At 43.0% G+C, this 25,370-nt stretch carries 24 protein-coding genes and 3 tRNA genes; 9 read left to right on the top strand and 18 right to left on the bottom strand.

Annotated elements, in window-relative coordinates; genetic code table 11:
• Positions 1–375 (top strand): Na+/H+ antiporter subunit G, encoded by a 375-nt coding sequence (locus tag V6E90_RS15940; protein ID WP_004656204.1) that lies wholly within the window; start codon positions 1–3, stop codon positions 373–375.
• A 54-nt stretch (positions 376–429) separates the two neighbouring features.
• Here the strand turns inward: V6E90_RS15940 and V6E90_RS15935 are convergent, their stop codons facing one another.
• The 9 genes from V6E90_RS15935 to tpiA form a co-directional block, all read right to left on the bottom strand.
• A complete protein-coding gene (locus V6E90_RS15935) occupies positions 430–831 on the bottom strand; it encodes a ribosome-binding factor A (RefSeq protein ID WP_004656205.1) in 402 nt (133 codons plus the stop codon).
• On the bottom strand, positions 831–3,545 hold the full coding sequence (gene infB / locus V6E90_RS15930) for a translation initiation factor IF-2 (RefSeq protein WP_016542332.1): 2,715 nt from the start codon (positions 3,543–3,545) through the stop codon (positions 831–833). Before infB ends, V6E90_RS15935 begins: the two co-directional genes overlap by 1 nt.
• A gap of 10 nt (positions 3,546–3,555) precedes the next feature.
• Entirely contained in the window at positions 3,556–5,040 is a 1,485-nt protein-coding gene (gene nusA / locus V6E90_RS15925; RefSeq protein WP_016542331.1) for a transcription termination factor NusA, read from the bottom strand.
• A gap of 37 nt (positions 5,041–5,077) precedes the next feature.
• On the bottom strand, positions 5,078–5,602 hold the full coding sequence (rimP, locus tag V6E90_RS15920; protein ID WP_251116202.1) for a ribosome maturation factor RimP: 525 nt from the start codon (positions 5,600–5,602) through the stop codon (positions 5,078–5,080).
• A 199-nt stretch (positions 5,603–5,801) separates the two neighbouring features.
• A tRNA-Met gene (locus V6E90_RS15915) sits at positions 5,802–5,878 on the bottom strand.
• Positions 5,879–5,966: 88 nt separating this feature from the next.
• A tRNA-Met gene (locus V6E90_RS15910) sits at positions 5,967–6,043 on the bottom strand.
• Between the two features lie 45 nt (positions 6,044–6,088).
• Positions 6,089–6,173, bottom strand: a tRNA-Leu gene (locus V6E90_RS15905).
• Between the two features lie 56 nt (positions 6,174–6,229).
• Positions 6,230–6,559 (bottom strand): preprotein translocase subunit SecG, encoded by a 330-nt coding sequence (gene secG / locus V6E90_RS15900; protein WP_004656213.1) that lies wholly within the window; start codon positions 6,557–6,559, stop codon positions 6,230–6,232.
• A gap of 12 nt (positions 6,560–6,571) precedes the next feature.
• Entirely contained in the window at positions 6,572–7,363 is a 792-nt protein-coding gene (gene tpiA / locus V6E90_RS15895; RefSeq protein WP_065343638.1) for a triose-phosphate isomerase, read from the bottom strand.
• A gap of 372 nt (positions 7,364–7,735) precedes the next feature.
• On the opposite strand from tpiA, the gene pilB reads away from it, so the two are divergent.
• The 4 genes from pilB to coaE are packed head-to-tail and all read left to right on the top strand — an operon-like array spanning position 7,736 to position 12,182.
• Entirely contained in the window at positions 7,736–9,448 is a 1,713-nt protein-coding gene (gene pilB / locus V6E90_RS15890; protein WP_016660492.1) for a type IV-A pilus assembly ATPase PilB, read from the top strand.
• 24 nt (positions 9,449–9,472) lie between these two features.
• The gene (locus V6E90_RS15885; RefSeq protein ID WP_065343637.1) at positions 9,473–10,702 is read left to right on the top strand and encodes a type II secretion system F family protein; all 1,230 of its coding nucleotides are present in this window, start codon (positions 9,473–9,475) and stop codon (positions 10,700–10,702) included.
• A gap of 12 nt (positions 10,703–10,714) precedes the next feature.
• Positions 10,715–11,575, top strand: a complete 861-nt coding sequence (locus V6E90_RS15880; RefSeq protein ID WP_016542327.1) for a prepilin peptidase — start codon at positions 10,715–10,717, stop codon at positions 11,573–11,575.
• A 1-nt stretch (position 11,576) separates the two neighbouring features.
• Complete coding sequence (gene coaE, locus V6E90_RS15875; RefSeq protein WP_023270909.1) at positions 11,577–12,182, top strand: dephospho-CoA kinase; 606 nt, start codon at positions 11,577–11,579, stop codon at positions 12,180–12,182.
• Here coaE and V6E90_RS15870 read toward each other — a convergent pair.
• The 3 genes from V6E90_RS15870 to ppnP all read right to left on the bottom strand — a co-directional run bounded on the left by V6E90_RS15870 (position 12,179) and on the right by ppnP (position 14,389).
• Positions 12,179–13,090, bottom strand: coding sequence for a DMT family transporter (locus V6E90_RS15870; RefSeq protein ID WP_016542325.1), 912 nt, complete (start codon positions 13,088–13,090; stop codon positions 12,179–12,181). The genes coaE and V6E90_RS15870 overlap by 4 nt on opposite strands.
• A 29-nt stretch (positions 13,091–13,119) precedes the next feature.
• A complete protein-coding gene (gene rlmB, locus V6E90_RS15865; RefSeq protein ID WP_004656224.1) occupies positions 13,120–13,866 on the bottom strand; it encodes a 23S rRNA (guanosine(2251)-2'-O)-methyltransferase RlmB in 747 nt (248 codons plus the stop codon).
• 196 nt (positions 13,867–14,062) lie between these two features.
• Positions 14,063–14,389: a pyrimidine/purine nucleoside phosphorylase gene (ppnP, locus tag V6E90_RS15860; protein WP_004656225.1), complete on the bottom strand. Its 327-nt coding sequence runs from the start codon at positions 14,387–14,389 to the stop codon at positions 14,063–14,065.
• 598 nt (positions 14,390–14,987) lie between these two features.
• On the opposite strand from ppnP, the gene recN reads away from it, so the two are divergent.
• The 3 genes from recN to ruvX all read left to right on the top strand — a co-directional run bounded on the left by recN (position 14,988) and on the right by ruvX (position 17,751).
• Complete coding sequence (recN, locus tag V6E90_RS15855; protein ID WP_016542324.1) at positions 14,988–16,646, top strand: DNA repair protein RecN; 1,659 nt, start codon at positions 14,988–14,990, stop codon at positions 16,644–16,646.
• Between the two features lie 114 nt (positions 16,647–16,760).
• Positions 16,761–17,315 (top strand): YqgE/AlgH family protein, encoded by a 555-nt coding sequence (locus V6E90_RS15850; RefSeq protein WP_004656229.1) that lies wholly within the window; start codon positions 16,761–16,763, stop codon positions 17,313–17,315.
• Complete coding sequence (gene ruvX, locus V6E90_RS15845; RefSeq protein ID WP_023270911.1) at positions 17,308–17,751, top strand: Holliday junction resolvase RuvX; 444 nt, start codon at positions 17,308–17,310, stop codon at positions 17,749–17,751. Before V6E90_RS15850 ends, ruvX begins: the two co-directional genes overlap by 8 nt.
• A gap of 53 nt (positions 17,752–17,804) precedes the next feature.
• On the opposite strand, the gene V6E90_RS15840 is transcribed toward ruvX, so the two are convergent.
• Genes V6E90_RS15840 through V6E90_RS15830 form a run of 3 tightly spaced genes read right to left on the bottom strand, consistent with a single transcriptional unit; the run spans position 17,805 to position 21,158 of the window.
• The gene (locus V6E90_RS15840; RefSeq protein ID WP_332605869.1) at positions 17,805–18,806 is read right to left on the bottom strand and encodes an HlyD family secretion protein; all 1,002 of its coding nucleotides are present in this window, start codon (positions 18,804–18,806) and stop codon (positions 17,805–17,807) included.
• 59 nt (positions 18,807–18,865) lie between these two features.
• Positions 18,866–19,072 (bottom strand): DUF1656 domain-containing protein, encoded by a 207-nt coding sequence (locus V6E90_RS15835; protein WP_016542321.1) that lies wholly within the window; start codon positions 19,070–19,072, stop codon positions 18,866–18,868.
• On the bottom strand, positions 19,065–21,158 hold the full coding sequence (locus V6E90_RS15830) for an FUSC family protein (RefSeq protein WP_332605868.1): 2,094 nt from the start codon (positions 21,156–21,158) through the stop codon (positions 19,065–19,067). The genes V6E90_RS15835 and V6E90_RS15830 overlap by 8 nt, the downstream gene beginning before the upstream one ends.
• Before the next feature lie 430 nt (positions 21,159–21,588).
• On the opposite strand from V6E90_RS15830, the gene V6E90_RS15825 reads away from it, so the two are divergent.
• Complete coding sequence (locus V6E90_RS15825) at positions 21,589–22,368, top strand: IclR family transcriptional regulator (protein ID WP_065343631.1); 780 nt, start codon at positions 21,589–21,591, stop codon at positions 22,366–22,368.
• Between the two features lie 208 nt (positions 22,369–22,576).
• Here the strand turns inward: V6E90_RS15825 and V6E90_RS15820 are convergent, their stop codons facing one another.
• The 3 genes from V6E90_RS15820 to V6E90_RS15810 all read right to left on the bottom strand — a co-directional run bounded on the left by V6E90_RS15820 (position 22,577) and on the right by V6E90_RS15810 (position 25,347).
• Positions 22,577–23,737, bottom strand: coding sequence for a hypothetical protein (locus V6E90_RS15820; RefSeq protein WP_332605867.1), 1,161 nt, complete (start codon positions 23,735–23,737; stop codon positions 22,577–22,579).
• A gap of 119 nt (positions 23,738–23,856) precedes the next feature.
• Positions 23,857–24,444 (bottom strand): CDP-diacylglycerol--glycerol-3-phosphate 3-phosphatidyltransferase, encoded by a 588-nt coding sequence (pgsA, locus tag V6E90_RS15815; protein ID WP_010590272.1) that lies wholly within the window; start codon positions 24,442–24,444, stop codon positions 23,857–23,859.
• A 105-nt stretch (positions 24,445–24,549) separates the two neighbouring features.
• Positions 24,550–25,347 (bottom strand): thioesterase family protein, encoded by a 798-nt coding sequence (locus V6E90_RS15810; RefSeq protein ID WP_016542317.1) that lies wholly within the window; start codon positions 25,345–25,347, stop codon positions 24,550–24,552.
• Between the last annotated feature and the right edge of the window lie 23 nt (positions 25,348–25,370).

Below are 25,370 nucleotides of genomic sequence, written 5' to 3'. Positions count from 1 at the left end.
ATGCAACTGATTCTTGAGATTGTGGTTTCATTTTTTGTGGTGTTTGGTGCATTCTTTATGCTGATCGGTTCGATTGGCATGATCCGTCTCCCTGACTTATTTATGCGCCTGCATGCACCCACCAAATCAAGTACCTTGGGCCTCGGTAGCTTCCTGATTGCAGCTATGATTTTTGCTGCGATGCATGGTCGTTTTGGTTTTGCTGAATTACTGATTACCTTGTTTGCCTTTATCACTGCGCCTGTATCGGCGAATTTGATGGCACAAGCAGCCATTCATTTACGCTTACGCTCAACCAGTGGTGATGTACCAGAAGCACTCAATCGTCCATTGCCTTGGCAACGTTATCGTCGCAATCCATTGAAGAAAGATTAACTCTTTTATTCAAAGCATAAAAAAGCCACCCGAAGGTGGCTTTTTTATGTGTATTTACTTTTGTTCGTCTTGCTCTTGTTCAGGTAAATCCTTCACAGCTTCCGCAATCAGACCAAACATATAATTACCGTAGGCATTGGTTTTGTCATAGTGAAAACGTAAACGAGGCGTCACGCGAGTTTTAATGCGACGACTCAATTCATGGCGTAAGAAACCAGATGCTTTGTTCAATACATCTAAAGTTTCTTTATTCGCAACTTCACTTTGATCATCACCGAGTTCACGTCCCATTACCGTGACATAAACTTCGGCATAACCCATATCTGCACTGACTTTCACGGCTGAGATGGTCACCAGACCACCCAGACGTGGATCTTTAAGCTCCTGACGGATAAGTTCAGACAACTCACGTTGTACTGAATCCGCCATGCGCTTTAAGCGTTGGCTACCCGCCATTAAAGACTCCGTTTAATCAATTGAACATCATACACTTCGATCTTATCTTGTGCTTTGATGTCTTTATAGCCTTTGACTGCAAGACCACATTCCATACCAGCACGAACTTCTTCAACCACTTCTTTATAGCGACGAAGAGATTCAAGCTCGCCTTGGAACACAACCACGTCATCACGTAATACGCGAATTGGTTTGTTACGGTGTAATACACCCTCAAGCACCATACAGCCTGCTGCTGCACCAAACTTGCTTGAGTGGAACACTTCACGCACTTCCGCAACACCCAAGATGGTTTCACGGTGTTCAGGTGCAAGCTTACCGCTCATTGCCGCTTTAACATCATCAATCAATTGATAAATGATGCTGTAGTAACGAATATCGATACTATCTTGGTCTGCTTTTTGACGTGCAGTATTGTCTGCACGTACGTTGAAGCCTAACAATACTGCTTCTGATGATTCAGCTAAAGTCACATCTGACTCAGTGATCGCACCGACACCAGAACCAATTACACGGACTTTAACTTCATCAGTTGCAAGCTCATCAAGTGCAACATGTAAGGCTTCTAAAGTACCGCGTACGTCAGTTTTGAGTACCACGTTTACTGTAGGAACATCTTTCTTGCCCATTGATGCCATGATGTTTTCAAGACGCATCGAGCTTGCACGCTCAAGACGCTTTTGACGTTCGCGATCTGCACGAGCATCAGCAACTTCACGCGCTTTCTTCTCATCATTCACAACAAGAACTTCGTCACCCGCCATTGGCGCTTCTGGTAAACCTAAGATTTCAACTGGAATTGATGGACCAGCAGAAGTAATACGTTGACCATTTTCATCTGACATCGCACGAACACGACCATAAGATGAACCCGCAAGAACCAAGTCACCAATGTTCAAGGTACCGTTTTGTACCAGAATCGAAGTCACCGCACCACGACCTTTGTCGACACGTGCTTCAATGACCACACCTTGCGCCGCACCTTCTGCTGAAGCTTTAAGCTCCATCAATTCAGCTTGGATCAAGATCAAATCTAGTAAACCGTCAATACCTGCACCAGAGTGTGCTGATACTTTGGCAATTGGCACATCACCGCCCCACTCTTCAGGTACGATCCCTTTCGTGGTCAATTCATTTAAGACACGGTCTACATCAGCCGACTCTTTGTCCATCTTGTTGATGGCAACAATGATTGGCGTACCCGCAGCACGTGCATGGTCAATTGCTTCTGCAGTTTGTGGCATTACACCATCATCAGCCGCAACAACAAGGACCACGATATCAGTCGCTTTTGCACCACGTGCACGCATAGAGGTAAACGCTGCGTGTCCCGGTGTATCTAGGAAAGTAATAATTCCTTTCTCAGTTTCAACGTGATAAGCACCGATATGCTGGGTAATACCACCCGCTTCACCCGCAGCCACTTTAGAGCGACGGATACGATCCAGTAATGACGTTTTACCATGGTCAACGTGACCCATGATCGTTACCACTGGTGGACGAGTGGTTTGCTCACCACGTGCTTCTTCAGCAGCAACCAATAAGTTATCTTCTGCTTGCGTATCTGAAACTAAAACAGGGTTATGACCGAGTTCTTCAACCACAAGGACTGCAGTATCTTGATCAATGGCTTGGTTCTGAGTTACAAGCTCACCCATTTTCATAAGGGTCTTGATTACTTCACGAACTTTAACTGCCATTTTTTGTGCTAGATCAGCAACGATGATTTTCTCACCGATCTCAACATCATAAATTTGCTTTTTAACTGGTTTTTCAAAACCATGTTTATTTGCTTGGCTGGTTTTTAAGCCGCGCTTATGGTGGCTTTTGCTAAAGCTTTGTTCTGCTTGTGCATCACCACCACGACCGCCTTTCTTACCAGCGCGTGGGTTTGCTGTTGCACCACCACGTTTGATTTCACGGTCTTCCTTATTAAAGGAATCTTCATACGCTTGGCCAACAAGACCTGCGGCTAAAGGTGAATCATCAATCACACGAATGGTTGTCGTCGCATCATCACTTGAATATTTTGATGCCATTTTACGCATTTGTTCAAGTGTACGTTGCTGTGCTTCTTCAGCCGCCTTACGACGTACTGCTTCTTCAGTCGCTTTCAACTGAGCAGTTTGCTCTTCACGTGCGCGTTTTTGTTCTGGTGTTTCTGTTGGACGAATAACTGGGGCTTTAATCACCTTATCGCTATTACGCTTTTTCACCACAACTGCTGCTTTTGCAGGTGCTTGACCTGAACTATCAGAAGTATGCGCAGCACGCATCGCTTCTAAAGTTGCATTGGCTTTTTGTTCAGCGCTGTGACGAGCTTTTTGATCTGCTTCATCACGTACTTTTTGTTCAGCACGGACTTTTGCATCAGCTTCTACACGCGCTTTTGCTTCTGCAGCAAGTAACTCTGGATTTGGCTTAGCAAAAACTTGTTTCTTGCGAACTTCAACATTAATGCTTTTCGCTTTACCTGAAGTACTTGTTACTTTAGCAGTACTCGTTGTTTTACGTTTCAACGCAATCTTTCCTGTGTTACCACTTTCCTGACCATGTACTTTTTTCAAGTGATTGACCAAAGTATCTTGCTGTTCAGTGGTAATAATGTCATCTGCTTTACGCTGTGGTAGACCTGCTTCGCGAACCTGCTCTAGGAGTTTCTCTACAGGACGTTCTACGCTGAGCGCTAACTCTTGAATCGACTTGTCCGTCATCTATTATCTCCTAGTTAAACCATGATTCACGTGCTTTCATGATTAACTGACCCGCTTTGTCATGACCTAAACCGTCGATATCAGAAATATCATCAGTTGCTTGGTCTGCCAAATCATCAACAGTAACCACACCACGCGCCGCCAATGCATACGCAATCTCAGTCGTCATACCTTCCATACCGAGAAGTTCTGCACTTGGCTCTTGAATATTTTCTTGCTGTTTCAATGCATCTGTTAAAGCAGCTTCTTTCGCACGACTTTGAAGCAATTCAACTAAATCTGCCTCAAGCTCGATTTCGTCAAATGTTTCAGCTGGTACATATGCAATCTCTTCTAACGAAGTGAAGCCCATTTCGACTAAAGCCATTGCCAAGTCTTCTTCAATATCAAGACGTGTAATAAACATGTCTAAATACTGTTGCGCTTCATTTTGCTGACGAGCACGATACTCTTCTTCTAACATCATGTCGAGTTTATAACCCGTCAATTCCGATGCTAAACGAACATTTTGTCCTTGCGAACCAATCGCACGTGCTAACTGATCATTGGTTGCGAAGATGATATCGGCACTGCGTGCATCCTCATCTAAAACAATACCTGATACATCAGCTGGCTCTAATGCGCTTGCAATATATTGTGCTGGATCATCAGACCACACCACGACATCAATACGCTCACCGTTTAACTCTTGTTGTACTGCTTGGATACGTGTACCACGCATACCAATACATGCACCCACAGGGTCAATACGATGGTCATTGGTTTTCACTGCAATTTTAGCACGAACACCTGGTTGACGAGCAGCTGCTTTAATTTCGATGATTTCTTCAGAAATTTCTGGAATTTCTTTTTTCATCAATGCAATTAACATCTCAGGACGCGCACGCGACAATAATAATTGTGCACCACGACCTTCACGGTTGACGTTATACAAGATTGCATTGATACGCTGTTTAGGGCGTAAAATTTCTTTATGAATGGTTTCTTCACGCGCTAAATACGCTTCAGCGTTGTCGCCGAGATCAATGATAAAGCCATCTTTAGTTTGCTTTTTCACTTCACCGTAAATCAACTCACCCACTTTAGATTCATAAGCATCAGCCACTAATGCGCGCTCAGCTTCACGAATCTTTTGTACGATGACTTGTTTTGCGATTTGTGCAGCGATACGACCGAATTCAATCGACTCGACTTCCAACTCACGCACATCACCAATTGACCATTGTGATGGATCTACATCAGAAATTGCGTCTTGGCATGCTGGCATTTCATGATCTTCATCCGCCACCACAGTCCACTGACGGAAGGTACGGTAATCACCTGTTTTACGATCAATCTCAACACGAAGTTGAGCTTCTTCTGAACGTGTGCCTTCGTAAAACTTTTTCTTCGTTGCCGCAACCAGTGCTTGCTCTAACGCTTGGAAGATCGCTTCACGACTAACACCTTTTTCATTACTAACCGTTTCTGCAACGGTAAGAATTTCGCGGCCCATAAGTCACCTACCGATTTCTTATAAAATTAAGTTAATATTAGTCTTGATAGATTAAATTTGCTTTATCAATATTATTACTATCAATTTCAAGCACATGCTGACCTTCAACTTCGACCTGAATCAGTTCGTTTTCTAAGTCTACAGACAGTAATTTGGCTTGGAATTTACGACGGTTCTCGACAGCAGCAATTAATCGTAAAGCCACTTGATGCCCAATGTAGGCAGGCAGTTGGTTCAATTGGAAAAATGGACGATCCCAACCCGGCGAAGACACTTCCAAAGCATATTCACCTGAAATTGGATCATGAACATCAAGCATAGCACCCACCTGTTGTGTCACAAGAACACAATCTTGAACGCCAATACCACGCCCGAGTTCAACTTCACCATCTTCATTTAAGACAGGTTCAGCATTCTCATCTATCGCTTTATCAATATAAATACGTAATAGAGAACGTTTACCTTGTGGCAGGAATTCAATCCCCCACAGATCTACACCACACGCAGCTACTGCTGGGGCGATTAGATCATGCAATGCTTGAGATTTATTTGATAATTTCATTTACTCTCGTCGCTCTTATACGAGCCAATCAATCTTAACCGTATAGTGAAGCACGACTATTTGACCAATTGATGTCGAACAACTACACGATAGCTAAACAACCAATAAAAAAGGGCGTAAATCGCCCCTATGTTACACAGAAAAGCAATGCCCACTGTGCAAAAAGGCCCACCTTATTGTGAGCCTCTTTTTAGAAACTTGGTAGCGGGAGCTGGATTTGAACCAACGACCTTCGGGTTATGAGCCCGACGAGCTACCAGACTGCTCCATCCCGCATCAACGTGCAAAAATTATATACAAATATGAAAAAAAGTCAATTTAAGCTTTCATCAAATTTGCTTGATTAAGTTGCACCTTAATCAAATGGTAGCGGGAGCTGGATTTGAACCAACGACCTTCGGGTTATGAGCCCGACGAGCTACCAGACTGCTCCATCCCGCATCAACACAAACACTGCATACACCGAACTTAACTGGTTATTAAGTTTGGTGCGGAAGGGGGGACTTGAACCCCCACGCCCGAAAGCACTACCACCTCAAGGTAGCGTGTCTACCAATTCCACCACCACCGCAGTTTGTGGGACGCATTCTAGTCCTTAAAGTACAAAAAGGAAAGAACTAATTCAACTTATTCAGTTGTTTTTGGTGCGTTTGATGAAGTTTCAGGCGATGTTGCTGGTGCAGATGTAGTTGTTTGAACAGTTTTCAAACTATATGCATCTGTCGTTTGCTTTTTGGCAAAAACAGCCAAAGTCAAACTGGTGACAAAAAACAATGCAGTAAAAATTGCAGTTAAACGAGTCAAAAAGTTACCCGCACCCGAAGCACCAAATACGGTTGCAGCACCGCCACCACCAAATGATGCGCCGGCTTCTGCACCTTTACCTTGTTGTACCAGAACCAAAGCAATAATTAAGATTGCCAAAATAATGTGTACAACGAGTATAAAACTATACATCTCAATTCCTCGTTATTTGCTTTGTGCAAATGCTTTTGCGATTTGGTAAAACGATTGCGCATTTAAAGATGCACCACCGACCAAAGCGCCATTAATATCTGGACATGCTGCTAATTCAACTGCATTTTCAGCTTTTACGCTACCCCCGTAGAGAATAGCCATATTTGCACCAAATGCTGTAATCTGTTTTAAACCTTCACGAATTTTTGCATGCATCGCTTGAGCATCAGCTGGTGAAGCCGTCTTACCTGTTCCAATTGCCCAAATCGGCTCATAGGCGATCACAATATTTTGCCATTGTTCAGCCTTGACCACGGCTGCAATATCACAAATTTGTTGTAATACCACTTGCTCTGCTGCACCCTGCTCACGCTGCTCTAAACTCTCACCTACGCAATAAATAATCTTGAGGCCAGCACTTAAAGCATTTTGTAATTTCGCTTTTAAAATTTCGACATTGTCACCGAATAACTCACGGCGCTCAGAATGTCCAATTAAAACAAACTCAATGCCACTGTCTTTCAACAATTCAGCGCTCACCTCACCCGTATAGGCACCAGTACCTGCGACACGTGAAACATCTTGAGCAACGGTGTAAATCGTTCTCGCTGCATCTTTAAATTGTGTCTGAATGCCGCTTAACGCGATTGCAGTCGGCGCAACTCCAATATGACATTGCTCTGCTGCAATATTTTCCTGTTGTAATAACTGTTTAAATTCTTCTACTAATTGGAAAGCATTCGCATGCATTGGATTCATTTTCCAATTGCCAACAACCCAAGGAGTAATGCTCGAGTTCGACATACTTCGCCCGCCTACTGTTAATTTCTCAAAAATGCTGCATATTTTACACGGATTTTTATAAAATTCAGTTTTTTCTTTTACTGAGCTATAAATGACCCAAAAATCATCATGATCCGTAAAAGTCTCTTTGCTACCTTGATGCTATGATGGTGCTTCACATTCAAATTAAAAGGTAGTTTCAACTGAATTTATTTGATTCTTTGCAGGATTTATTTCAATCAAAGAAAATTAATTGACAAAAAACTCGATCAGTTCAAAGTTTTAGCTAGGAACCAAGGCAAAAACAACACTTTCTGTAGTAGTATTTTTGCATAACAAAAGTATAATTTTTAGAATACATATTATAAACATTTATTGTCATAAGGCGGACAGATGTCAGGATTACATACGTCTCCAAAGTTTTCGGGGTTTATTCGACGGTTAGTTGAAGATGGACACATGTCCACGACAATCATGCAGACCGCAATTGATGCAGCTAAAAAGTCACAACAAGATATCGTTGCACATTTGATTGAACAGCATCGCTTATCTCCTCTGACCATTGCGGAAACCATCGCCATCGAATTCGGTGAACCACTTTTCGATCTGGCCGTATATGATACTGCACTACTGCCTCGTGATCTGGCGGATAACAAACTCATTCAGAAACACAAAGTTGCGCCACTGCTACAACGTGGGCAAATTCTATATGTTGCGACCAGTAATCCCACTAATATCGAAGCATTGGATGCGATTCGCTTCAATACCAAACTGAATATTGAACCGATTATTGTTGAACACACTAAACTTGAAAAACTGATTGAACAACAGTTTGGCGATTCTGGCAGTTTTGATTTTGGAGAAAGTGAAGACTTTGATCTCGACATTGATGTGAGTCAAGATCCAAGCAACGAAGAGGATGAGGCACCACAAGGTGATGAGTCTCCAATTGTCAAATATATTAACAAACTATTGATTGATGCGATCCGTATGGGGGCATCTGACTTGCATTTTGAACCTTACGAAAAAATGTATCGGGTGCGTTACCGTGTTGATGGTGTACTCCGTCAAATTGCCAATCCGCCTTTACAAATGGCCACTCGCCTCGCCTCGCGTTTAAAAGTCATGTCACAAATGGACATTTCTGAAAAACGAATGCCTCAGGATGGACGGATTAAACTCAAACTCTCCAAAACCAAAGCGATTGATTTCCGTGTCAACTCTCTGCCAACATTATTTGGTGAAAAGTTAGTACTGCGTATTCTCGATCCATCAAGTGCCATGTTAGGGATTGAAGCACTCGGTTACGAAGATGAGCAAAAAGCCTTATTCATGGATGCGTTGGATAAACCACAAGGCATGTTACTGATTACAGGCCCAACAGGTTCAGGTAAAACCGTGTCTCTGTATACTGGTTTAAACATCCTCAACACTGAAGATACCAACATTTCTACAGCCGAAGACCCTGTCGAAATTAACTTAGAAGGGATTAATCAGGTCAACGTCAATCCCAAAACAGGACTCACCTTCTCTGCCGCACTGAAAGCGTTCTTACGTCAAGATCCTGATGTGATTATGGTCGGGGAGATTCGTGATCTGGAGACTGCTGAAATTGCCATTAAAGCTGCACAGACAGGACATATGGTGATGTCAACACTACATACCAACAGTGCACCTGAGACACTGACTCGTTTACGTAATATGGGCGTGCCCTCTTTCAATATCGCAACCTCCGTCAATTTGGTGATTGCACAACGTTTGGCACGTCGCCTCTGCGGTCAATGCAAAGAAGAGATTGAGATCCCTAAGCAAAGCTTGCTGGAACTCGGGTTTACCGAACAAGATTTAAATGACCCTGAATTCAAAATTTTTCAACCTGTCGGTTGTGCGGAATGCCGTGAAGGCTATAAAGGTCGTGTGGGGATTTACGAAGTCATGAAGGTTACACCAGAGATTTCCAAACTGATTATGGAAGATGGCAATGCCTTACAAATTGCAGCAGCATCAGAACAAGCAGGATTTAATAATCTACGTCGTTCGGGTTTGAAAAAAGTCATGCAGGGAATTACCTCTTTGCAAGAAGTCAACCGAGTAACAAGTGAATAAAATCAATAAAAAGGATTAATAATCATGGCAGCTAAAAAAGCGCAAATGATGCCAACTTTTGCTTATGAAGGGGTCGACCGGAAAGGGGCAAAAATTAAAGGGGAATTACCAGCACGGAATATGGCTTTGGCTAAAGTTACCCTGCGTAAACAAGGCGTAACCATCAAGAACATCCGAGAAAAGCGTAAAAATATTCTTGAAGGTTTGATGAAGAAAAAAGTCACCACACTGGATATCACCATCTTCACCCGCCAATTAGCGACCATGATGAAAGCAGGCGTACCTTTGGTTCAAGGTTTTGAAATTGTGGCTGAAGGACTTGAAAACCCATCTATGCGTGAAGTGGTACTGGGCATTAAAGGTGAAGTCGAAGGGGGGAATACCTTTGCAGGCGCACTCAAAAAATATCCACAATATTTTGACAACCTATTTTGCTCTTTAGTTGAATCTGGTGAACAGTCTGGTGCACTTGAAACCATGCTGGATCGTGTTGCAATTTATAAAGAAAAGAGCGAATTATTAAAGCAAAAAATTAAAAAGGCCATGAAATACCCCATCTCAGTGATCGTAGTCGCAGTTATTGTGACGATTATTTTGATGGTGAAAGTGGTTCCTGTCTTCCAAGATCTATTTAGCTCTTTTGGTGCAGACCTACCTGCATTTACCAAGATGGTGGTCAATATGTCGAAGTGGATGCAAGAATACTGGTTTATTCTGATTATTGTAATTGGTGCGATCATCGCTGCCTTTCTCGAAGCAAAAAAACGCAGCAAAAAATTTCGTGATTTATTAGACAGGATAGCACTCAAATCACCTATTTTCGGAGATTTGGTCTACAAAGCGATAATTGCCCGTTATAGTCGCACCCTAGCCACAACCTTTGCGGCTGGTGTTCCGCTGATTGATGCGCTGGAATCAACGGCTGGAGCAACCAATAACGTTATTTATGAAGAAGCTGTGATGAAAATTCGTGAAGATGTCGCAACAGGGCAACAACTACAATTTGCGATGCGGGTTTCAAACCGCTTCCCGTCCATGGCAATTCAGATGGTGGCGATTGGCGAGGAATCTGGTGCTTTAGACAGTATGCTGGATAAAGTTGCGACACATTATGAAAATGAAGTGGATAATGCGGTCGATGGCCTAACCTCGATGATGGAACCTTTAATTATGGCGATTCTTGGGGTACTGGTCGGTGGTCTGGTCATTGCCATGTACTTACCAATCTTCCAAATGGGCTCAGTTGTCGGATAATCTGGTGTTTTGATGCAATCTTTTCTCTCTTATTTTATTGAAAACCCAACTGCACTTTATCTTGCAGTTGGGCTTTTTAGTTTATGTATTGGCAGCTTCCTGAATGTTGTCATTTTTCGCACGCCTCGGATGATGGAACAGGAATGGCAACAAGAATGCCAAATGCTACTCCATCCTGAACAGCCGATTATTGATCAGGCTAAACTCAGCCTAAGCCAACCAGCCTCAACCTGCCCGAAATGTAATTCAAGCATTCGCTGGTATCAAAATATTCCAGTGCTCAGTTGGTTAGCTCTTCGCGGTAAATGTGGGACTTGCCAGAATCCGATCAGTATCCGTTATCCACTGATTGAATTACTCACCATGTTCTGCTCACTGGTTGTGGTTGCTGTATTCGGCCCAACCCTTCAAATGCTGTTTGGCCTGTTACTCACGTGGACACTGATTGCCTTAACCTTTATTGATTTTGATACCCAACTGCTGCCTGATCGCTTTACACTGCCTTTGGCGGCTTTAGGTTTGGGAATAAATAGCTATGCGATCTATACGACAGCTAGTGCTGCGATTTGGGGCTATTTAATCGGTTTTCTATGCTTGTGGATTGTGTATTACATTTTCAAACTGATCACAGGCAAAGAAGGGATGGGCTATGGTGACTTCAAACTCCTTGCGGCCTTAGGCGCTTGGATGGGGCCCCTCATGCTACCATTAATTGTGTTACTCTCTTCTGTAGTGGGTGCAATCATTGGTATTATTTTGATAAAAGCGCGCGGTGAAAATCAGCCTTTTGCATTTGGTCCATATATCGCCATTGCAGGCTGGATTGCCTTTTTATGGGGTGATCAAATTATGAAAGTGTATCTAGGTGGTTAATATGCGTTTTATCTTGGGAATTACAGGTGGTATTGGAAGTGGTAAATCTGCTGCGACCCAATGGTTTGAGTCCCAAGGTATTACCGTGGTCGATGCTGATGTGGTAGCGCGAGAAGTGGTTGAACCTGGCCAACCCGCGTTGAAGTCGATCCAAGAGGCTTTTGGTGACTGGGTATTATTAGCCGATGGCAACCTTGATCGCCGTGCCCTGCGTGAACATATCTTCCAATTTCCAGAAGCACGCCAACGTTTAGAAAAAATTACCCACCCTGCCATCCGTCAGTCGATTGTTCAGCAACTACAACACGCTGAAAGCCCATATGTGATCTTGGTTTCGCCCCTACTGTTTGAAACCAATCAGCATGAACTGGTTCAACATACCTTACTGGTCGATGCTGATGAGCAAACACAACTAGAACGTGCCAGCCAACGTGATGGGCAAAGCGAAGCGCAGATCCGAAAAATTATTGCAGCACAAATGTCTCGCGCTCAAAAACAGCAATTAGCCAATGATATTGTACTGAATGATGGTCTGTTAGAACATTTGCACCAGCAGCTCAAACCGCTGCATTTCAGCTACTTACAACGTGCAGAACACAGCGCTTAACCTTGTTTCTGTTTTTCTAATTGTACGCTCAAGCTGTCTTTACGTAGCCATCGCCATGGCTGCAAAGCACCAACTCCCATCCCAATCAAACCACAAACTATTGCAGCATTGAGCGGCTCATTTAATAAAGGGACTGCTACCACTGCGGCAATAAACGGTGCCAAGGTCACAATACTCCCCGTCTTAAATGCCCCCAAACGCTCAATCGCTGCCACATAGCTTAAAGTAGCCACGATCACCACCAAGATGCCATGAAAAAGCCCTTGAATCAGCAGATGGATCGGTGCAGCATCTTGAAAATGCTTGGGAATAAATAAAAGATAAATCGGTAAATAAATGATTGCAGACCAAATCACCACGCCAGCGGTTGCATGCCACGCAGATAGCTTCCACTGCTTTAACAGTACCGTGAAAATCCCCCACCATATCGCACTGATAAAAAGCAGTAGATCTCCAACACCCAATGCCGAAGCTTGCTGATGCAGCATCAAATAGCTCATCAGCATCAAAGCCGCCATCATGATCAATAGACTGAACCAAGTGTGTTTATCAAAAGGCTGCCTAAATAATAAATAGGCCGCTACAGCAGTACACAAAGGAATACAGCCATTGAGAAAAATAGCAGCGTGTGCCGCAGGTGCATGTAAAAAGGCAGTATAGACCGTCAAACAGTAAACCAGACCACCGATCAGCGCCAAAATCACAGGCCGTGGATGCCATAAGAAGGCAAAATCTTTTTTATAAATCAAGACAGGTAATAAAATCAAAGAAGCGATCGCAAAGCGCATTGCCACCAGATCCCAGACACTGACATGCCAATGTGCATTGAGACGGGAAAAAATGGTAAATCCACCCCAAATACACATGGTTATAAAGACAAAAAAATAGCCTTGCGTACGCGCCGTCATTTTAAATCACATGAACCGTGAGGATTAGATTATACACCACGCTGACGACAAGCTTCATACAATGCCATGCCTGTTGCCACGCTGACATTCAAGCTTTGTAAATCACCTGACATTGGAATATAAACGGTATGATCACATTGTGACTGGGTAATCGGCCTTAAACCGGTATCTTCTGCGCCCATCACAATCACCACAGGCCCATTGAAATCACACTGATGAATCGGCAAAGCCTTCTCATCCAACATCGTCCCAATGACACGGGTATGGGTGGTGTCTTTTAAATGCGCAAGTGTTCGAGCAAGATTGGTCACCTGAATAAATTTGACTTTTTCAGCGCCACCAGCAGCCACCTTACGTGCGGTCGGGGTTAAACTCGCAGAACGATCACGCGGTACAATCACTGCTTGAACGCCCATCGCAGCCGCAGTACGAATACATGCACCCAAATTATGCGGGTCTGTCACTTGATCAAGGGCCAACAACAATGCATCTGGAGATTGCTGCATCAATTCATCTAGATCTTTTTCATTGAGAGTCGGATGTGGGCGCACAGCAGCGACGACACCTTGATGAAAAGGTAGGCCTGCAAGCTTCTCTAAGCTGTCACGACTGGCTTTTTGAACACTAATCCCAAACGGTTCAGCCAACTGCAAAATTTTCTGCAAACGCTGATCATCACGTCCTTTCAAGGTAAATAACGTCAAAACGCGTTCAGGCTCTAACTCCAACAATGACTCTACTGAATGAACGCCATAATAATATTCAGGTTTTGCCATGAACGACCTCTTGCTGTATTCCCTCAGATATAAAGAAGGAGAATTAGGGGGATTTTAAAAAATAAAAATCCTGCAAAGGAACTTTACAGGTGAGGAGCTGTTATAGCTCCGCAAGGGAACTTAATAAAAAATCCTGCAAAATGACTTTTACAGGATTTCCATTAAATCTAGTGTACTCGATTTGGACCAGAATAGGTTAGCCTTCTAAATGGCAGACATAATCTAGGACTTCATCTGCTTCAATATGAAAGGTACTATTTCCAGGCACATAGAAAGATTGGCCCGCACGGAATAATTCACTTTCAGTGCTATCTGCAATTTTGACGCGACATTCACCAGAAATAATTTCCATACGCTCTGGAACATGTGTTTCGAAAGTTAAAGGCTGTTCAGTAGGTAAAATAACCCCTAAAGTCTTTTTTGTACCATCTTCAAATTGTACTGTATGGCTAATACATGCCCCACCAAAATACACATTCGATTTCTTAATGACCGTTACATGATCAAATTGCACTGAACTCATGCGTACTCTCCAAATAATGCCGCATTTATATTAGGTTATGCTGGACGTAGTTTAATTGTGCCGTGACAACTAATCAATCCATTTTCTAGGCTAAACATAGCAATTTTCATACCTGAGCCCAGATTAACAAAGCAACGCTTTGTCTGGGCGCAAGACGAACAGCTTTGCTGTGAGTAAAGGAGCAACCCAACGCTTTGCCTGAGCGCAAGACGAACAGCTTTGCTGTGAGTAAAGGAGCAACCCAACGCTTTGTCTGGGCGCAAGTCGAGCAGCTATGCTGTGAGTGGCGAGGAAAAGCAAAGTGAAACTTTACCCGAGCGCAAGACCTTGCGCCATATATGGCTCATATGCTGCGAGTTACGAGGATTAACAAAGCATGAGAAGCATCGCTTCGTAAGGTTCGGGCGCAAGACCTTACCTAAGTACTACACCAACCGTTTTCTATTCACGATCAAGAAATACAAAGCGAAATGTTCTCTGAAGCTTACAAACTATCAGCAATTCCTCAGTAAATCAGGAAAATCCTGTATTCCGCTCTTGTCGTCACTTTAAAACTTCTCTATCTTTAAGCAAAAGATTCCGTGCATTGGATGCGTTTATGCTCACCCATTTAACTTTAATTAATTTTGCACTCGCTGACCATTTGGCTTTAGATATTGAACAAGGCTTCAATGTACTGACTGGTGAAACTGGCGCGGGCAAATCATTATTGTTAGATGCGCTTTCTGCCTGCTTAGGTGAACGAACCGATACCAATTATGTGCGTTATGGTGCAGATAAAGCCGATGTCACCGCCGTGTTTAGTTATCAAACCGAAAGTGCTGAAGCGCACTGGCTGACTGAACATGAACTGGATGATGATTCCGGTGAAATCCATTTAAGACGTGTGATTTTTGCGACAGGTCGCAGTAAGGCATGGATTAATGGCCGCCCAAGCAGCTTGGCCGAACTCAAAGAAATTGGCCGCTTACTGGTTCAACTGTATAGTCAACACAGTCAGCAACAATTACTCGAACCGCCTTATCCAAAACATTGGCTTGATCGTTATCATAATTTTGCCGAACCTTCGCAAGCAGTACGCGATGCTTATAGCACATGGCAACGAAATATTCGCCAACATCAAGCCGCCCTGGATGCACAGGCGACACGCATTCAAAAAATACAACGCTTAGAGTCTCAAATAGAAGAGCTTGAAGAGGTTGTTCAAACTGATTATCGCGAAACAGAACAAGAATTTGATCGTCTCAGTCATCATGAACATATCATGCAAGACTGTAGTTATAGTCTAAATGTCTTGGATGAAGCCGAGCAAAATATCACTCAAGAAGTTGCCTCAATCATTCGTCGCTTAGAATCTCATGCAGGTCGTAGCGAACAACTCGCCAACATTTATAATTCACTGTTAAATGCGCAAAGTGAGATTGATGATGCAACTGCAAGTTTACGTCAGTTTATTGATCGTCAAAGCTTTGATCCTGAACGGATGGAACAACTGAATGCCACCCTCGAAGTGTTCCATCGTCTGGCACGTAAACATCGCACCCAACCTGAATTACTCAAGCAAGACTATGAAACTTGGCAGCAGGAATTAGAACAACTGCATCAGTTGGAGGATCCCGAAACCTTAGCTGAGCAAGTTGAAGTTTCCTATCAGTCCTTTTTACAAGCAGCACAACACTTGGATGACATCCGTCGTGCCGCCGCAATACCTTTGGCAAAACAACTAACCGAGCAAGTCAAACCACTGGCCCTCCCTGAAGCACATTTTGAGTTTAAATTTGAGCCACAGGAACCCAATGCCGAAGGACTGAGCTTTATTCAGCTATTATTTACCGCCAATAAAGGCATTCCACCGCAACCCCTGGCACGCGTTGCCTCGGGTGGTGAGTTATCCCGTATTGCGCTGGTAATGCAAGTGATGAATGCCGAGAAAACTGAATCTGAAGTTTTGGTGTTCGATGAAATTGATGTCGGCATCAGTGGTGGCACTGCTGAAGTGGTAGGCCGATTACTGGCCGATCTGGCTCAACATGTGCAACTGCTCTGTATTACCCACCAAGCCCAAGTTGCAGGACAATCAGACCAACATTTATTGGTCAAAAAACAGCAGACCGATCCTGCCAGCAGTACCATCATCGAACTGGATGAAGAACAACGCATTTTAGAATTAGCACGTATGTCTGGTGGGGTCGAAATTAGTGAAACGACTTTGCAGCATGCTCGGCAACTGCGTCAGCTTAAGTTCCAAACGGCCTAATTAAAGCGATAAAATTTCAGAAAAAGATTGGCGAAATCCGATTAACTCTTGTATGTTGATAAAAAGAACCTATCTAACTAGATCAGCACAATATATTGATGGAGAATCGCCTAGGTGACGAAACAATACTTAACTCACCGTTGTCTCATCGCTCCACCAGACATGGCAGATGACTTTTTTGCCAATACAGTCATCTATATTGCTCGCCATGACGAAGATGGTGCTCAAGGTATTATTATCAACCGACCTTCAGATTTACAAATCAAAGAATTACTCAATGATTTAGAAATTGATGCCGACAATGTCCACCCCCATGCAGTGTTGCAAGGTGGTCCATTACGTCCAGAAGCAGGCTTTGTATTGCATACAGGTCAACCGACTTGGCATTCATCCATTGCAGTCGGTGAAAATGTCTGTATCACCACCAGTAAAGATATCTTGGATGCAATTGCGCATAACGAAGGTGTCGGACGTTATCAAATCGCCTTGGGCTATGCCAGTTGGAGCAAGAACCAACTCGAAGAAGAGATTGCACGTGGTGATTGGCTAATCTGTGAATCAGATATGGATTTGATTTTTAATCTGCCTTATCACGATCGTTGGGATGCTGCTTACAAAAAGATTGGGGTTGACCGGACTTGGTTTGCTTCTGAGATTGGCCATGCCTGATATGCAAAACGCTCAATCGATTATGGCTTTTGATTTTGGCACCCAAAAAATGGGGATGGCTATCGGCCAATCCAGTATTGAAAGTAGTACTCCCCTGCCATTATTCCCGATGAAAGACGGTATTCCAGACTGGGATAAATTATTAAAGATTGTCAAAGAATGGCAACCGAATCTATTTATTGTAGGTTTACCGCTGAATATGGATGATAGTGAATCTGAGCTCTCTGCTCGGGCAAGAAAATTCGCCCGTCGTTTACGTCATCAAACCAATATTGAAACCTGGATGGTGGATGAACGTTTGACTACACGTGAAGCCAGAGAAGAACTCGAGTCTTATCAAAGCAAAGGACAGGCAAAACGCTTATCGGCAGATAGCTTTGCAGCAGGATTATTAATTCAGAGTTGGTATCGTGATCCTGCAGGGATTACACCTTAACTCAATCTCATGACAATTTTTCAGCATTGCGGCATCCGTGCCGCCTAGTAGCATCATTTTTCAATAATTCTTACGGTAGCCGTACGTCCAGAAACAAAGGCCAATGGATTTTGCGGTTGCTCATCCAGTACAATTTTCACAGGCACACGTTGCGCCAAACGCACCCAACTAAAGGTTGGATTCACATTGGCCAATAGATTCGAGCTCCCAGAACGCTCACGATCTTCAATCCCCGTTGCGATACCTTGTACATGGCCTCGAATGCGCTGTTTATCTCCCATCAACTGGACAGTTGCTGCATCACCGACATGAATACGGTTCAGTTTAGTTTCTTCAAAATAACCCACTACATAGAGCTGATGACGGTCTAATAAAGCAGCAACCGCTTGCCCCACCTTCACATAATTACCAACCCGCAAATCAAAATTCGATAAAGTTCCATCCGCAGGTGCAACCACTTCAGAACGATTCAAATTTAACTCAGCCAAATGCAGATTACTGGTCGCTACATCAATTAAAGCTTGCTGTTGTTGAATGGCGGCATTGGCTTGCTCAATACTGGCGGTGAGCTGCTCACGCTCAGCAACAGCTTGATCACGGGTCGCAAAGACTTGATCTTGCTCTTGCTTAGAAATTGCACCATCCATCAGACTGGCATAACGCGCTGCATTTTTCTCAGCCAACTTCATATTGGCTTCAGTTTTCACCAAACTCGCTTTTGAACCTGCCAAATTGGCATGCGCTTGTTCCAAACCAGCTTTGGCTTTAGCAAGATCAGATTTGGCTTGCTCAACATCCAAGGCTTGACGCGCGACATCAATCTTGAACAACACCTGCCCTTTCTTCACAGTTTGGTTGTCTTGCACCAAAACCTCTGTCACCAAACCATTAACATCGGAAGCAACTTGAATCACATCGCCTCGGATGCGTCCATCGCGTGTCCATGGTGCAGCATTGTAGTAATTCCATAAATGCACAATGGTATAAACGGCAATCAAAACCGCAACCAGCAATACCATAGGACGTATGACTTTTCGCACATCAAATGCATTCATGTTTATGACCTCGACCACATTTCTTTACATTATTAAATTTCAGCATCTCGCCCTAGACCTCAGCCCCATAGCCAAACAAAGAGGCAATGCACCAGCAACATCAGTCCCAAGTAAAAACACAGGTTAAAAATGCTGGGTAGCGCAATCCAGCCTTTGATGACTAAGCGATCAATCAAGGGACTGAGCAACTTAAACAGCACATAGGCAATAATGGCTTGTACCAAAAGGATTGGGATATAAATCCCATACAGATTCATTTCACCCATGAGATACCCCTAAACCAGATCTATTTGCATCTATCTCTTGTATAGAGATATGCCCAATGCTTTCACAAATATTATTCAGTGAAATGCACAACCGCTGCCGTAACTGCACATCTTCAATCTGTTGGGAGATGTCTTGCAAAGCTTTAATTTGTTGTACAATTTGTGTTGGAAAATGATGAATGGACAGTTGCTTTTCCTGCGCCTGAAAATAGGCTGCAAGCTGTTGCTGTAACTGTCCCAATTCATGTTGTAGTTGCTGTAATTGCGGTAATTTCTGACTAATTTCCTGTAAACGAACCAAATCAACAATTGAACTACTTTCAACCAATGCATTTTGAATCGCTGTTTTTACTTCAGGGTTCTGCACCATCTTGGTATTTAATACCCCGACACGGTCCAACATACTACGTAAGTGAATTTTAAAATCACTGCCATAAGACAAATGTAAGGCTTGGCGCATCGCCTGATAATGCAAAGCGAGGATTCGGGTTGCACTGGTATCAGGTGAAACTGCACGTACCAAATCAATCACAATCAATGACACCAATACGCCCAAGACCATCGCAAAAGAACTGTCCAGATAAGACACGGCATCCATGGTGTATTTGTTGTGTAGGTTCAGCCCCATCATGGTATTAATCCCAAGGACCATTCCTACAGGCATCAACATTTGATTGGCCATCATGGTAACTGCAACCAGAAAGACAGGAAATAACACCAAGGCCAATTGCCAGAAATGCGTCACATGCGGAAAGATCCCGAAAGCATAGATAAAAACCAGACCTGCCGAGACAATACTGCCCCAGATAAAAATACGTAATACAGGTACTGGATTATCCAAAGCCGTTAAGATACAGGCGGTAATTGCGCCCATTTGCGCCATCATAAAGCCGGCTTTCCAGCCCGAAAGAATCCAAGCCGCGGTCACAATAAAGGTAATTAACACGGCACTGATTCCACCACGAACAGCGATACCATGATCCCGATGCAAACTCGGATATTTAGTGGTGATTGCGGTAATTTCAGTTGGAATCTCTTTGTTGCCTTGCTGAATTTGCTGCCAAATCAATTTCACCGCCAACATATTGGCAATAAAATGACGAACATCCATCTTCAAAGCACCCAATACAATTTGTTGTTCGGCTGTGGCTTGCGCAATCAGCTCAGCAAAATCTTCTTCAAATCTTAGAGGCAAGCTTTGCAAATCGCTGGGTTGAACAATGCGCTCTTGCTTTAAAAAAGCCAGTGTATCCTGACGTATTCGGTCTAAATGCGGTGCCAGATTACTCAGTTGCATCTGTTCCAGCTGTTTCACCCGTTGTGACAGAGCCACCAGATTGGCCACCACCAATGACACCTGATGCAGCATTTCCTGCAAGGTTTTGGTCATGCCCTTGAGCTCGCCTTTCTCATAAGCCAAATGCACTGCCAAGGCATGAATATCTGCTGTATCACGGGTAATCACAGACAAAATCTGAGTATAGTTTTCAGGACTATCTTGAACGGTAATCAACTTTTCAAAGGTACTTTCCAGATCATTCAAGGTTTTATTAACCCGTTGTTTGATCATTGCCCCAACATGCACAGAAAAGAAGGTTGCGGAAACCACAGCAGTTGAAATTACACCCACAGAAATCTCAAGCACACGGGCCAAAGCAATATCAAAAATATTATAGGTATCGATATAGGTAATCGCGTTATACACAATCATGGCAGTGGAATAACCCGCCAACATAAAGACATAGCTCCTTGCCGTACGATCTAGCAATGAGACATATAAAGCAAAACCCACCCATAAAGATAAAATAATGGTAAATAACCACGGTGTATTAATAAAATGGGGGGTCAACAACAAAGCAATGATTGCTCCTGCTACCGTTCCCACCAAGCGATAGACACATTTTGAAGACACCATACCCGAATAAGGGCTGGCAATAATCAATACGGTACCAATCGACCACATCGGATTAATCAAATCCAATTCAAACGAAATAAACAGTGCCAGCATACCTGCTACAAATGTTTTGCACGCAAAGATCAGGTCAAGTCGACTCGGTCTAAAAGCCAACAACTGTTTAAATAGCATGAGTAGGTCTCAGTTCAGCATCAGTTTAATCACGCATGCCATCACTAAAAAAGTGACAAGCTGTCCAGACTGATTTGAAAGCATTCAAATCAGGGCAAGTACGATGAGTGAAACTGGATATAAGGAGTGATCTGCAATACTTCGTATTTTTAGGTATTTTCTCCTAAAAATAATTATCCACATAAGACATTGCGTAGCTTATTTTTTCAAAATCGAGCAAATTAGTCAACATAAATTATCACCATTTGATAATTTTTCATTTTTATCTAAAATAATCGCTATAAAATTTATCATTTTTCTCAGTATTCATCCTAAACGATTGATCTTGGATGATCAGATTTAAAAGTACATACACGACCTTTCGCTTTTCTGTTATAAAGCAATAAAAGTTCGGTTTTCACGTTATTTTGTAAGGAGTAGGCGTCCCATCATGGCCATTTCGAGTTTTGGTAAAATTCTTACTGTGCTGGATTTATTTTCAGTTTCACGTCCGATTATCAATGTCGATATCATTTGTGATGAGCTGGCGCTATCCAAACCTACCGCCTATCGTTATCTCAAAGAACTGGTTTCGACGGACATCTTAAAACGGATTAGTGGCACATCGGGTGACTATACGCTTGGCTCTAAAATTGCGGTTTTAGATTATATTTCCCACAGCACTGACCCCCTGATTCAAATCAGCATCCCCTTTATGCGCGATATCGTGGAACGCACTGAACTGTGCTGCTTATTAACCTATTTAAATCATGATTATTGTATCGACCTACATCATGAGACCTTTAAAGATGCTGAATTACTCTCTTTTGGTCGAGGTTGCCCACGACCTGTTTATGTCGGTGCTTCACCTAAAATTGTCATTGCACACTTAAGCAAGCAGCGTATTCAAGCCTATTATCAGCAGTTTTCAAAAGAATTGGCACAAGTCGGATTTGCACAAACGCAGGATGAATTCATCCAACAGATGCGCAAAATCAAAAAACAAGGATTCTACTTATCACAAGGTGAAATCGACCCTCAACTTTGCAGTTTGTCTGTACCGATCCGTTTCTCCAACAAAGAAGCGCCAATTGCGCTCACATTAGTGGCATCAAAGAATCGTTTTGACTTCATCAACATTCAAAAATTAATTGAAATCTTGCAAAATAATGCGACTCAAATTGAACATAAATTTGCAACACTGTCTGAAAGCCAAGGCAACCCGATTTGAGAATATTAAAAAACATTTACATTTTACACGGTTGTAAATATCAATAAATTCTCATATGATGATTATGTTCTTCAGCATACTCTCCCAAAAGAGCATGACTTTCCTCAGAGAACTAAGCTCATCGTTGTATGGGCTTTTTTCTTGTCTAACCGTTCATCAGTCAATAAAAAAACCCTCTAGAGAGAAGGCTTTTACGGTTAAAAATGTATTAACACATGATTTTTTGAATCAGTTTGGCTTCTACCAACATCTGCTCAGTCTGATCAGCCGCGATAGATACCAGATGCTTTCCATTCGAATAGAGAATTAAACCCTGAGTATTCAAGCGATAGCCCAACACACCGCGCTTGAGTACTTTTTGCTCGCCTGTGCTTGAACATTGGATCAACTCCCAACTGCGTGGAATAACGCCTGCAAATTTTTCTCCTGCGCTTTGATTTTGCTGCAATGTCTTTTGTGCCTTGATCAAATTTCCTTCCACAAACAGTTCTTCTTCTGACTTTTGTCTCGATTTCGCAGGGTTGCTGCCGGAGGTTGATTTCAAGGATTCACCAGTATAGCGCTGGGTAAAGAAATCCAACCAACCAAATACGGCCCGAATAATTTTAAATGGCGCCAATACGATATCTTTCAAAGAGTTGCCACTATAGTTTTGATTCTTATAAGGTCGCTTCAAAAAATACAACTGCCCAGCCGCATCAATCTGCGGTTTATAGTAATCGTAACGCGGGTCAGCAATAATCGTTTCCAAATCACCTGTTTTCAGATTTAAACGACAAATTTCTTTCGGACCAATGCTAATTCCCCCTTGTTGGTCATAAGCAAAGCCACAGCTATCATAATAAATAATGTCCGGGTTTTGTGGATCAAAACATGGATGCTGATCCTGACAATCACCTTCTGTAATATATTGAATCCGATTGGAATCCAAGCCTAATACACATAGATGTTGCTCAAAAGCATAACCTTGACTGGCTGATAAAATCAGCCGTTTATGCTGTGCATCATAATCCATATGATGAATAATGAACTCGTTATTTCTTAATACCAACGCTTCAGGTTGCTGCGGATCTAGGAGTGATTTGATATAAATCGCACAACCATCCTGCAATTGCGCGGCATAAATCAAATGCTGTTCATCCATCAATACCGCGTCAACAGGATAAACATGCGCCAATTCATCTTGCTCACTATGATTCGCGACGCCCATGAATTGTGCCCCCGTACCCGAGGTTTTCCACTGCTTGCGTTGCTTGATCTCTTGTAAGTTTTTCTTGTACTGGCTCACTGCATGACAGTCAACTGTTTGAACTTTTTGGTCGTGCAATTGATGTAAGGCTTGATCTGATAAATACAATATTGATGACATTGATGTGTGTTCCCAACTTATCGTTTTAAGCACTCACACTGCTCAATCGGCCCTTGTGAGTGCTGTTATTTTCTAATCTTTTTATTTAAATTTGAATAAAATATATGATGACTGAAATTCTAAGGCTGTTTCAAATAAGGCCACGCAGCTTTCATATAAATAAACATCGACCAAAGCGTTAGTATCACGGCTGCATACAGCAAAGCATAAGCCCAGATTTCTAGCGGTTTCCAGTTCAATAAGAACACGCTGATCGCAATCATTTGAAAAGCGGTTTTATATTTACCAACGGTTGACACCGCAACACTGGTACGCGCACCTAATTCGGCCATCCACTCACGAAGTGCAGAAACTGTAATTTCACGCGAAATAATCACAATCGCGGCAAAGGCCATTGAAATGGTCGGTTGCCATTGCACCAAAACAATTAATGCCGCTGCAACCATTAATTTATCTGCCACTGGATCTAGAAACCGTCCAAAAGCAGAGGTTTGATTCAATGTTCTTGCCAAATAGCCATCGAACCAATCGGTCACTGCTGCAAGTACAAAAATTGCAGTCAGCACCATATGGCGCATCATTCCCCCATGATGCTCAGCAATTCCAATCGCTGGCGGCCAATATGCAATCGCCAAAAATACTGGAATGAGGGCTATACGTGCCAAAGTTAAAATATTGGGAATGTTCAGGATTTGCCCTGTACTCATAAACACCGCCATGTTGTTCGCACTAAATATGCATGTCGCACAAAGGATGTGCCGAGATTGTATCCACGTGTAGGCAACTTTATACGAAATGTATCGCAGTGTCGACTAGGCAAAAACAGCAACTGTCTGTCTAAGCACCGCAATTAAACGGTTTTCAGCATCCCACACATAGGCATATTCGGTTGAATAGCCATGTTCTGCATATTCAGTCACCACTTTATATTTCAACCAATTCTGAATTTGACCCGTAATCGGTTGCAAATAGGTAATTTGCCAAGTCAATGAGCTGGCTGGTGCAGGGGTCTTAAACATCGGCAATACCCCAGGTGGCCAGACATCCATCAAGGCAAATAGGTCAGCCAATTGCATCTCACGATTTGAATGCAGATTTGGCGCAAAACGGCCCCAGCCCCCAAAGTCTGGCACTTTACTGCCCGCCATTGGATAACTTCCTTCGGCCCAACATAGTTCAAAATGCTGCAAACATTCAGGCATTAACCCTTCAAGGTAAAAGGTCTTATCCAATTGCTCAGGGCTTGGATAATCTGGCACTTGTGGCAAGTTTTGCACATGAATACGGGAATCTCGCTGCGTGCCAAAACTGGCAATTAAGATACTTTGAACAGCATCATCCTGCCAAAGTCGGACTTCCAGCGTCGTGACAGATTTTCCTTCCCTTAATACCTCAGCACTCAGTCGCGCTTGGCCTTGCTGTACTGGGCCAACAAAAGTGACGTTACAGCTTAACAGTTGCTTTGCTGCATCTTGTACCACACTGAGTGCTTTCTGAATCAGCAATCCTGCAATCAAACCACCAAATACGGTACGGCCCTGTAACCAACCGGATGGAATATCAATCCATTCTTGTTGTTCAACCTGTTGATAGAGCGGAAGCAAGGCCATCATTTTTCCTTCATCATCGAAAC

Origin of the sequence: Acinetobacter sp. ESBL14 (assembly GCF_036668815.1) — a bacterium.
Classification (GTDB): Bacteria; Pseudomonadota; Gammaproteobacteria; order Pseudomonadales; family Moraxellaceae; genus Acinetobacter; species Acinetobacter gyllenbergii.
Note: the sequence above shows the minus strand (reverse complement) of the source record. Positions and strands in the feature narration are given on the sequence as shown.

Coding starts and splice junctions, on each gene's coding strand:
- V6E90_RS15885 (WP_065343637.1), top strand. CDS start 9,473: ATGGCAGCTAAAAAAGCGCAAATGATGCCAACTTTTGCTTATGAAGGG.
- rlmB (WP_004656224.1), bottom strand. CDS start 13,866: ATGGCAAAACCTGAATATTATTATGGCGTTCATTCAGTAGAGTCATTG.
- coaE (WP_023270909.1), top strand. CDS start 11,577: ATGCGTTTTATCTTGGGAATTACAGGTGGTATTGGAAGTGGTAAATCT.
- rimP (WP_251116202.1), bottom strand. CDS start 5,602: ATGAAATTATCAAATAAATCTCAAGCATTGCATGATCTAATCGCCCCA.
- nusA (WP_016542331.1), bottom strand. CDS start 5,040: ATGGGCCGCGAAATTCTTACCGTTGCAGAAACGGTTAGTAATGAAAAA.
- V6E90_RS15870 (WP_016542325.1), bottom strand. CDS start 13,090: ATGACGGCGCGTACGCAAGGCTATTTTTTTGTCTTTATAACCATGTGT.
- recN (WP_016542324.1), top strand. CDS start 14,988: ATGCTCACCCATTTAACTTTAATTAATTTTGCACTCGCTGACCATTTG.
- ruvX (WP_023270911.1), top strand. CDS start 17,308: ATGCCTGATATGCAAAACGCTCAATCGATTATGGCTTTTGATTTTGGC.
- pilB (WP_016660492.1), top strand. CDS start 7,736: ATGTCAGGATTACATACGTCTCCAAAGTTTTCGGGGTTTATTCGACGG.
- V6E90_RS15835 (WP_016542321.1), bottom strand. CDS start 19,072: ATGGGTGAAATGAATCTGTATGGGATTTATATCCCAATCCTTTTGGTA.
- V6E90_RS15825 (WP_065343631.1), top strand. CDS start 21,589: ATGGCCATTTCGAGTTTTGGTAAAATTCTTACTGTGCTGGATTTATTT.
- ppnP (WP_004656225.1), bottom strand. CDS start 14,389: ATGAGTTCAGTGCAATTTGATCATGTAACGGTCATTAAGAAATCGAAT.
- V6E90_RS15840 (WP_332605869.1), bottom strand. CDS start 18,806: ATGAATGCATTTGATGTGCGAAAAGTCATACGTCCTATGGTATTGCTG.
- V6E90_RS15820 (WP_332605867.1), bottom strand. CDS start 23,737: ATGTCATCAATATTGTATTTATCAGATCAAGCCTTACATCAATTGCAC.
- V6E90_RS15830 (WP_332605868.1), bottom strand. CDS start 21,158: ATGCTATTTAAACAGTTGTTGGCTTTTAGACCGAGTCGACTTGACCTG.
- V6E90_RS15810 (WP_016542317.1), bottom strand. CDS start 25,347: ATGGCCTTGCTTCCGCTCTATCAACAGGTTGAACAACAAGAATGGATT.
- infB (WP_016542332.1), bottom strand. CDS start 3,545: ATGACGGACAAGTCGATTCAAGAGTTAGCGCTCAGCGTAGAACGTCCT.
- pgsA (WP_010590272.1), bottom strand. CDS start 24,444: ATGAGTACAGGGCAAATCCTGAACATTCCCAATATTTTAACTTTGGCA.
- tpiA (WP_065343638.1), bottom strand. CDS start 7,363: ATGTCGAACTCGAGCATTACTCCTTGGGTTGTTGGCAATTGGAAAATG.
- V6E90_RS15935 (WP_004656205.1), bottom strand. CDS start 831: ATGGCGGGTAGCCAACGCTTAAAGCGCATGGCGGATTCAGTACAACGT.
- V6E90_RS15940 (WP_004656204.1), top strand. CDS start 1: ATGCAACTGATTCTTGAGATTGTGGTTTCATTTTTTGTGGTGTTTGGT.
- V6E90_RS15880 (WP_016542327.1), top strand. CDS start 10,715: ATGCAATCTTTTCTCTCTTATTTTATTGAAAACCCAACTGCACTTTAT.
- secG (WP_004656213.1), bottom strand. CDS start 6,559: ATGTATAGTTTTATACTCGTTGTACACATTATTTTGGCAATCTTAATT.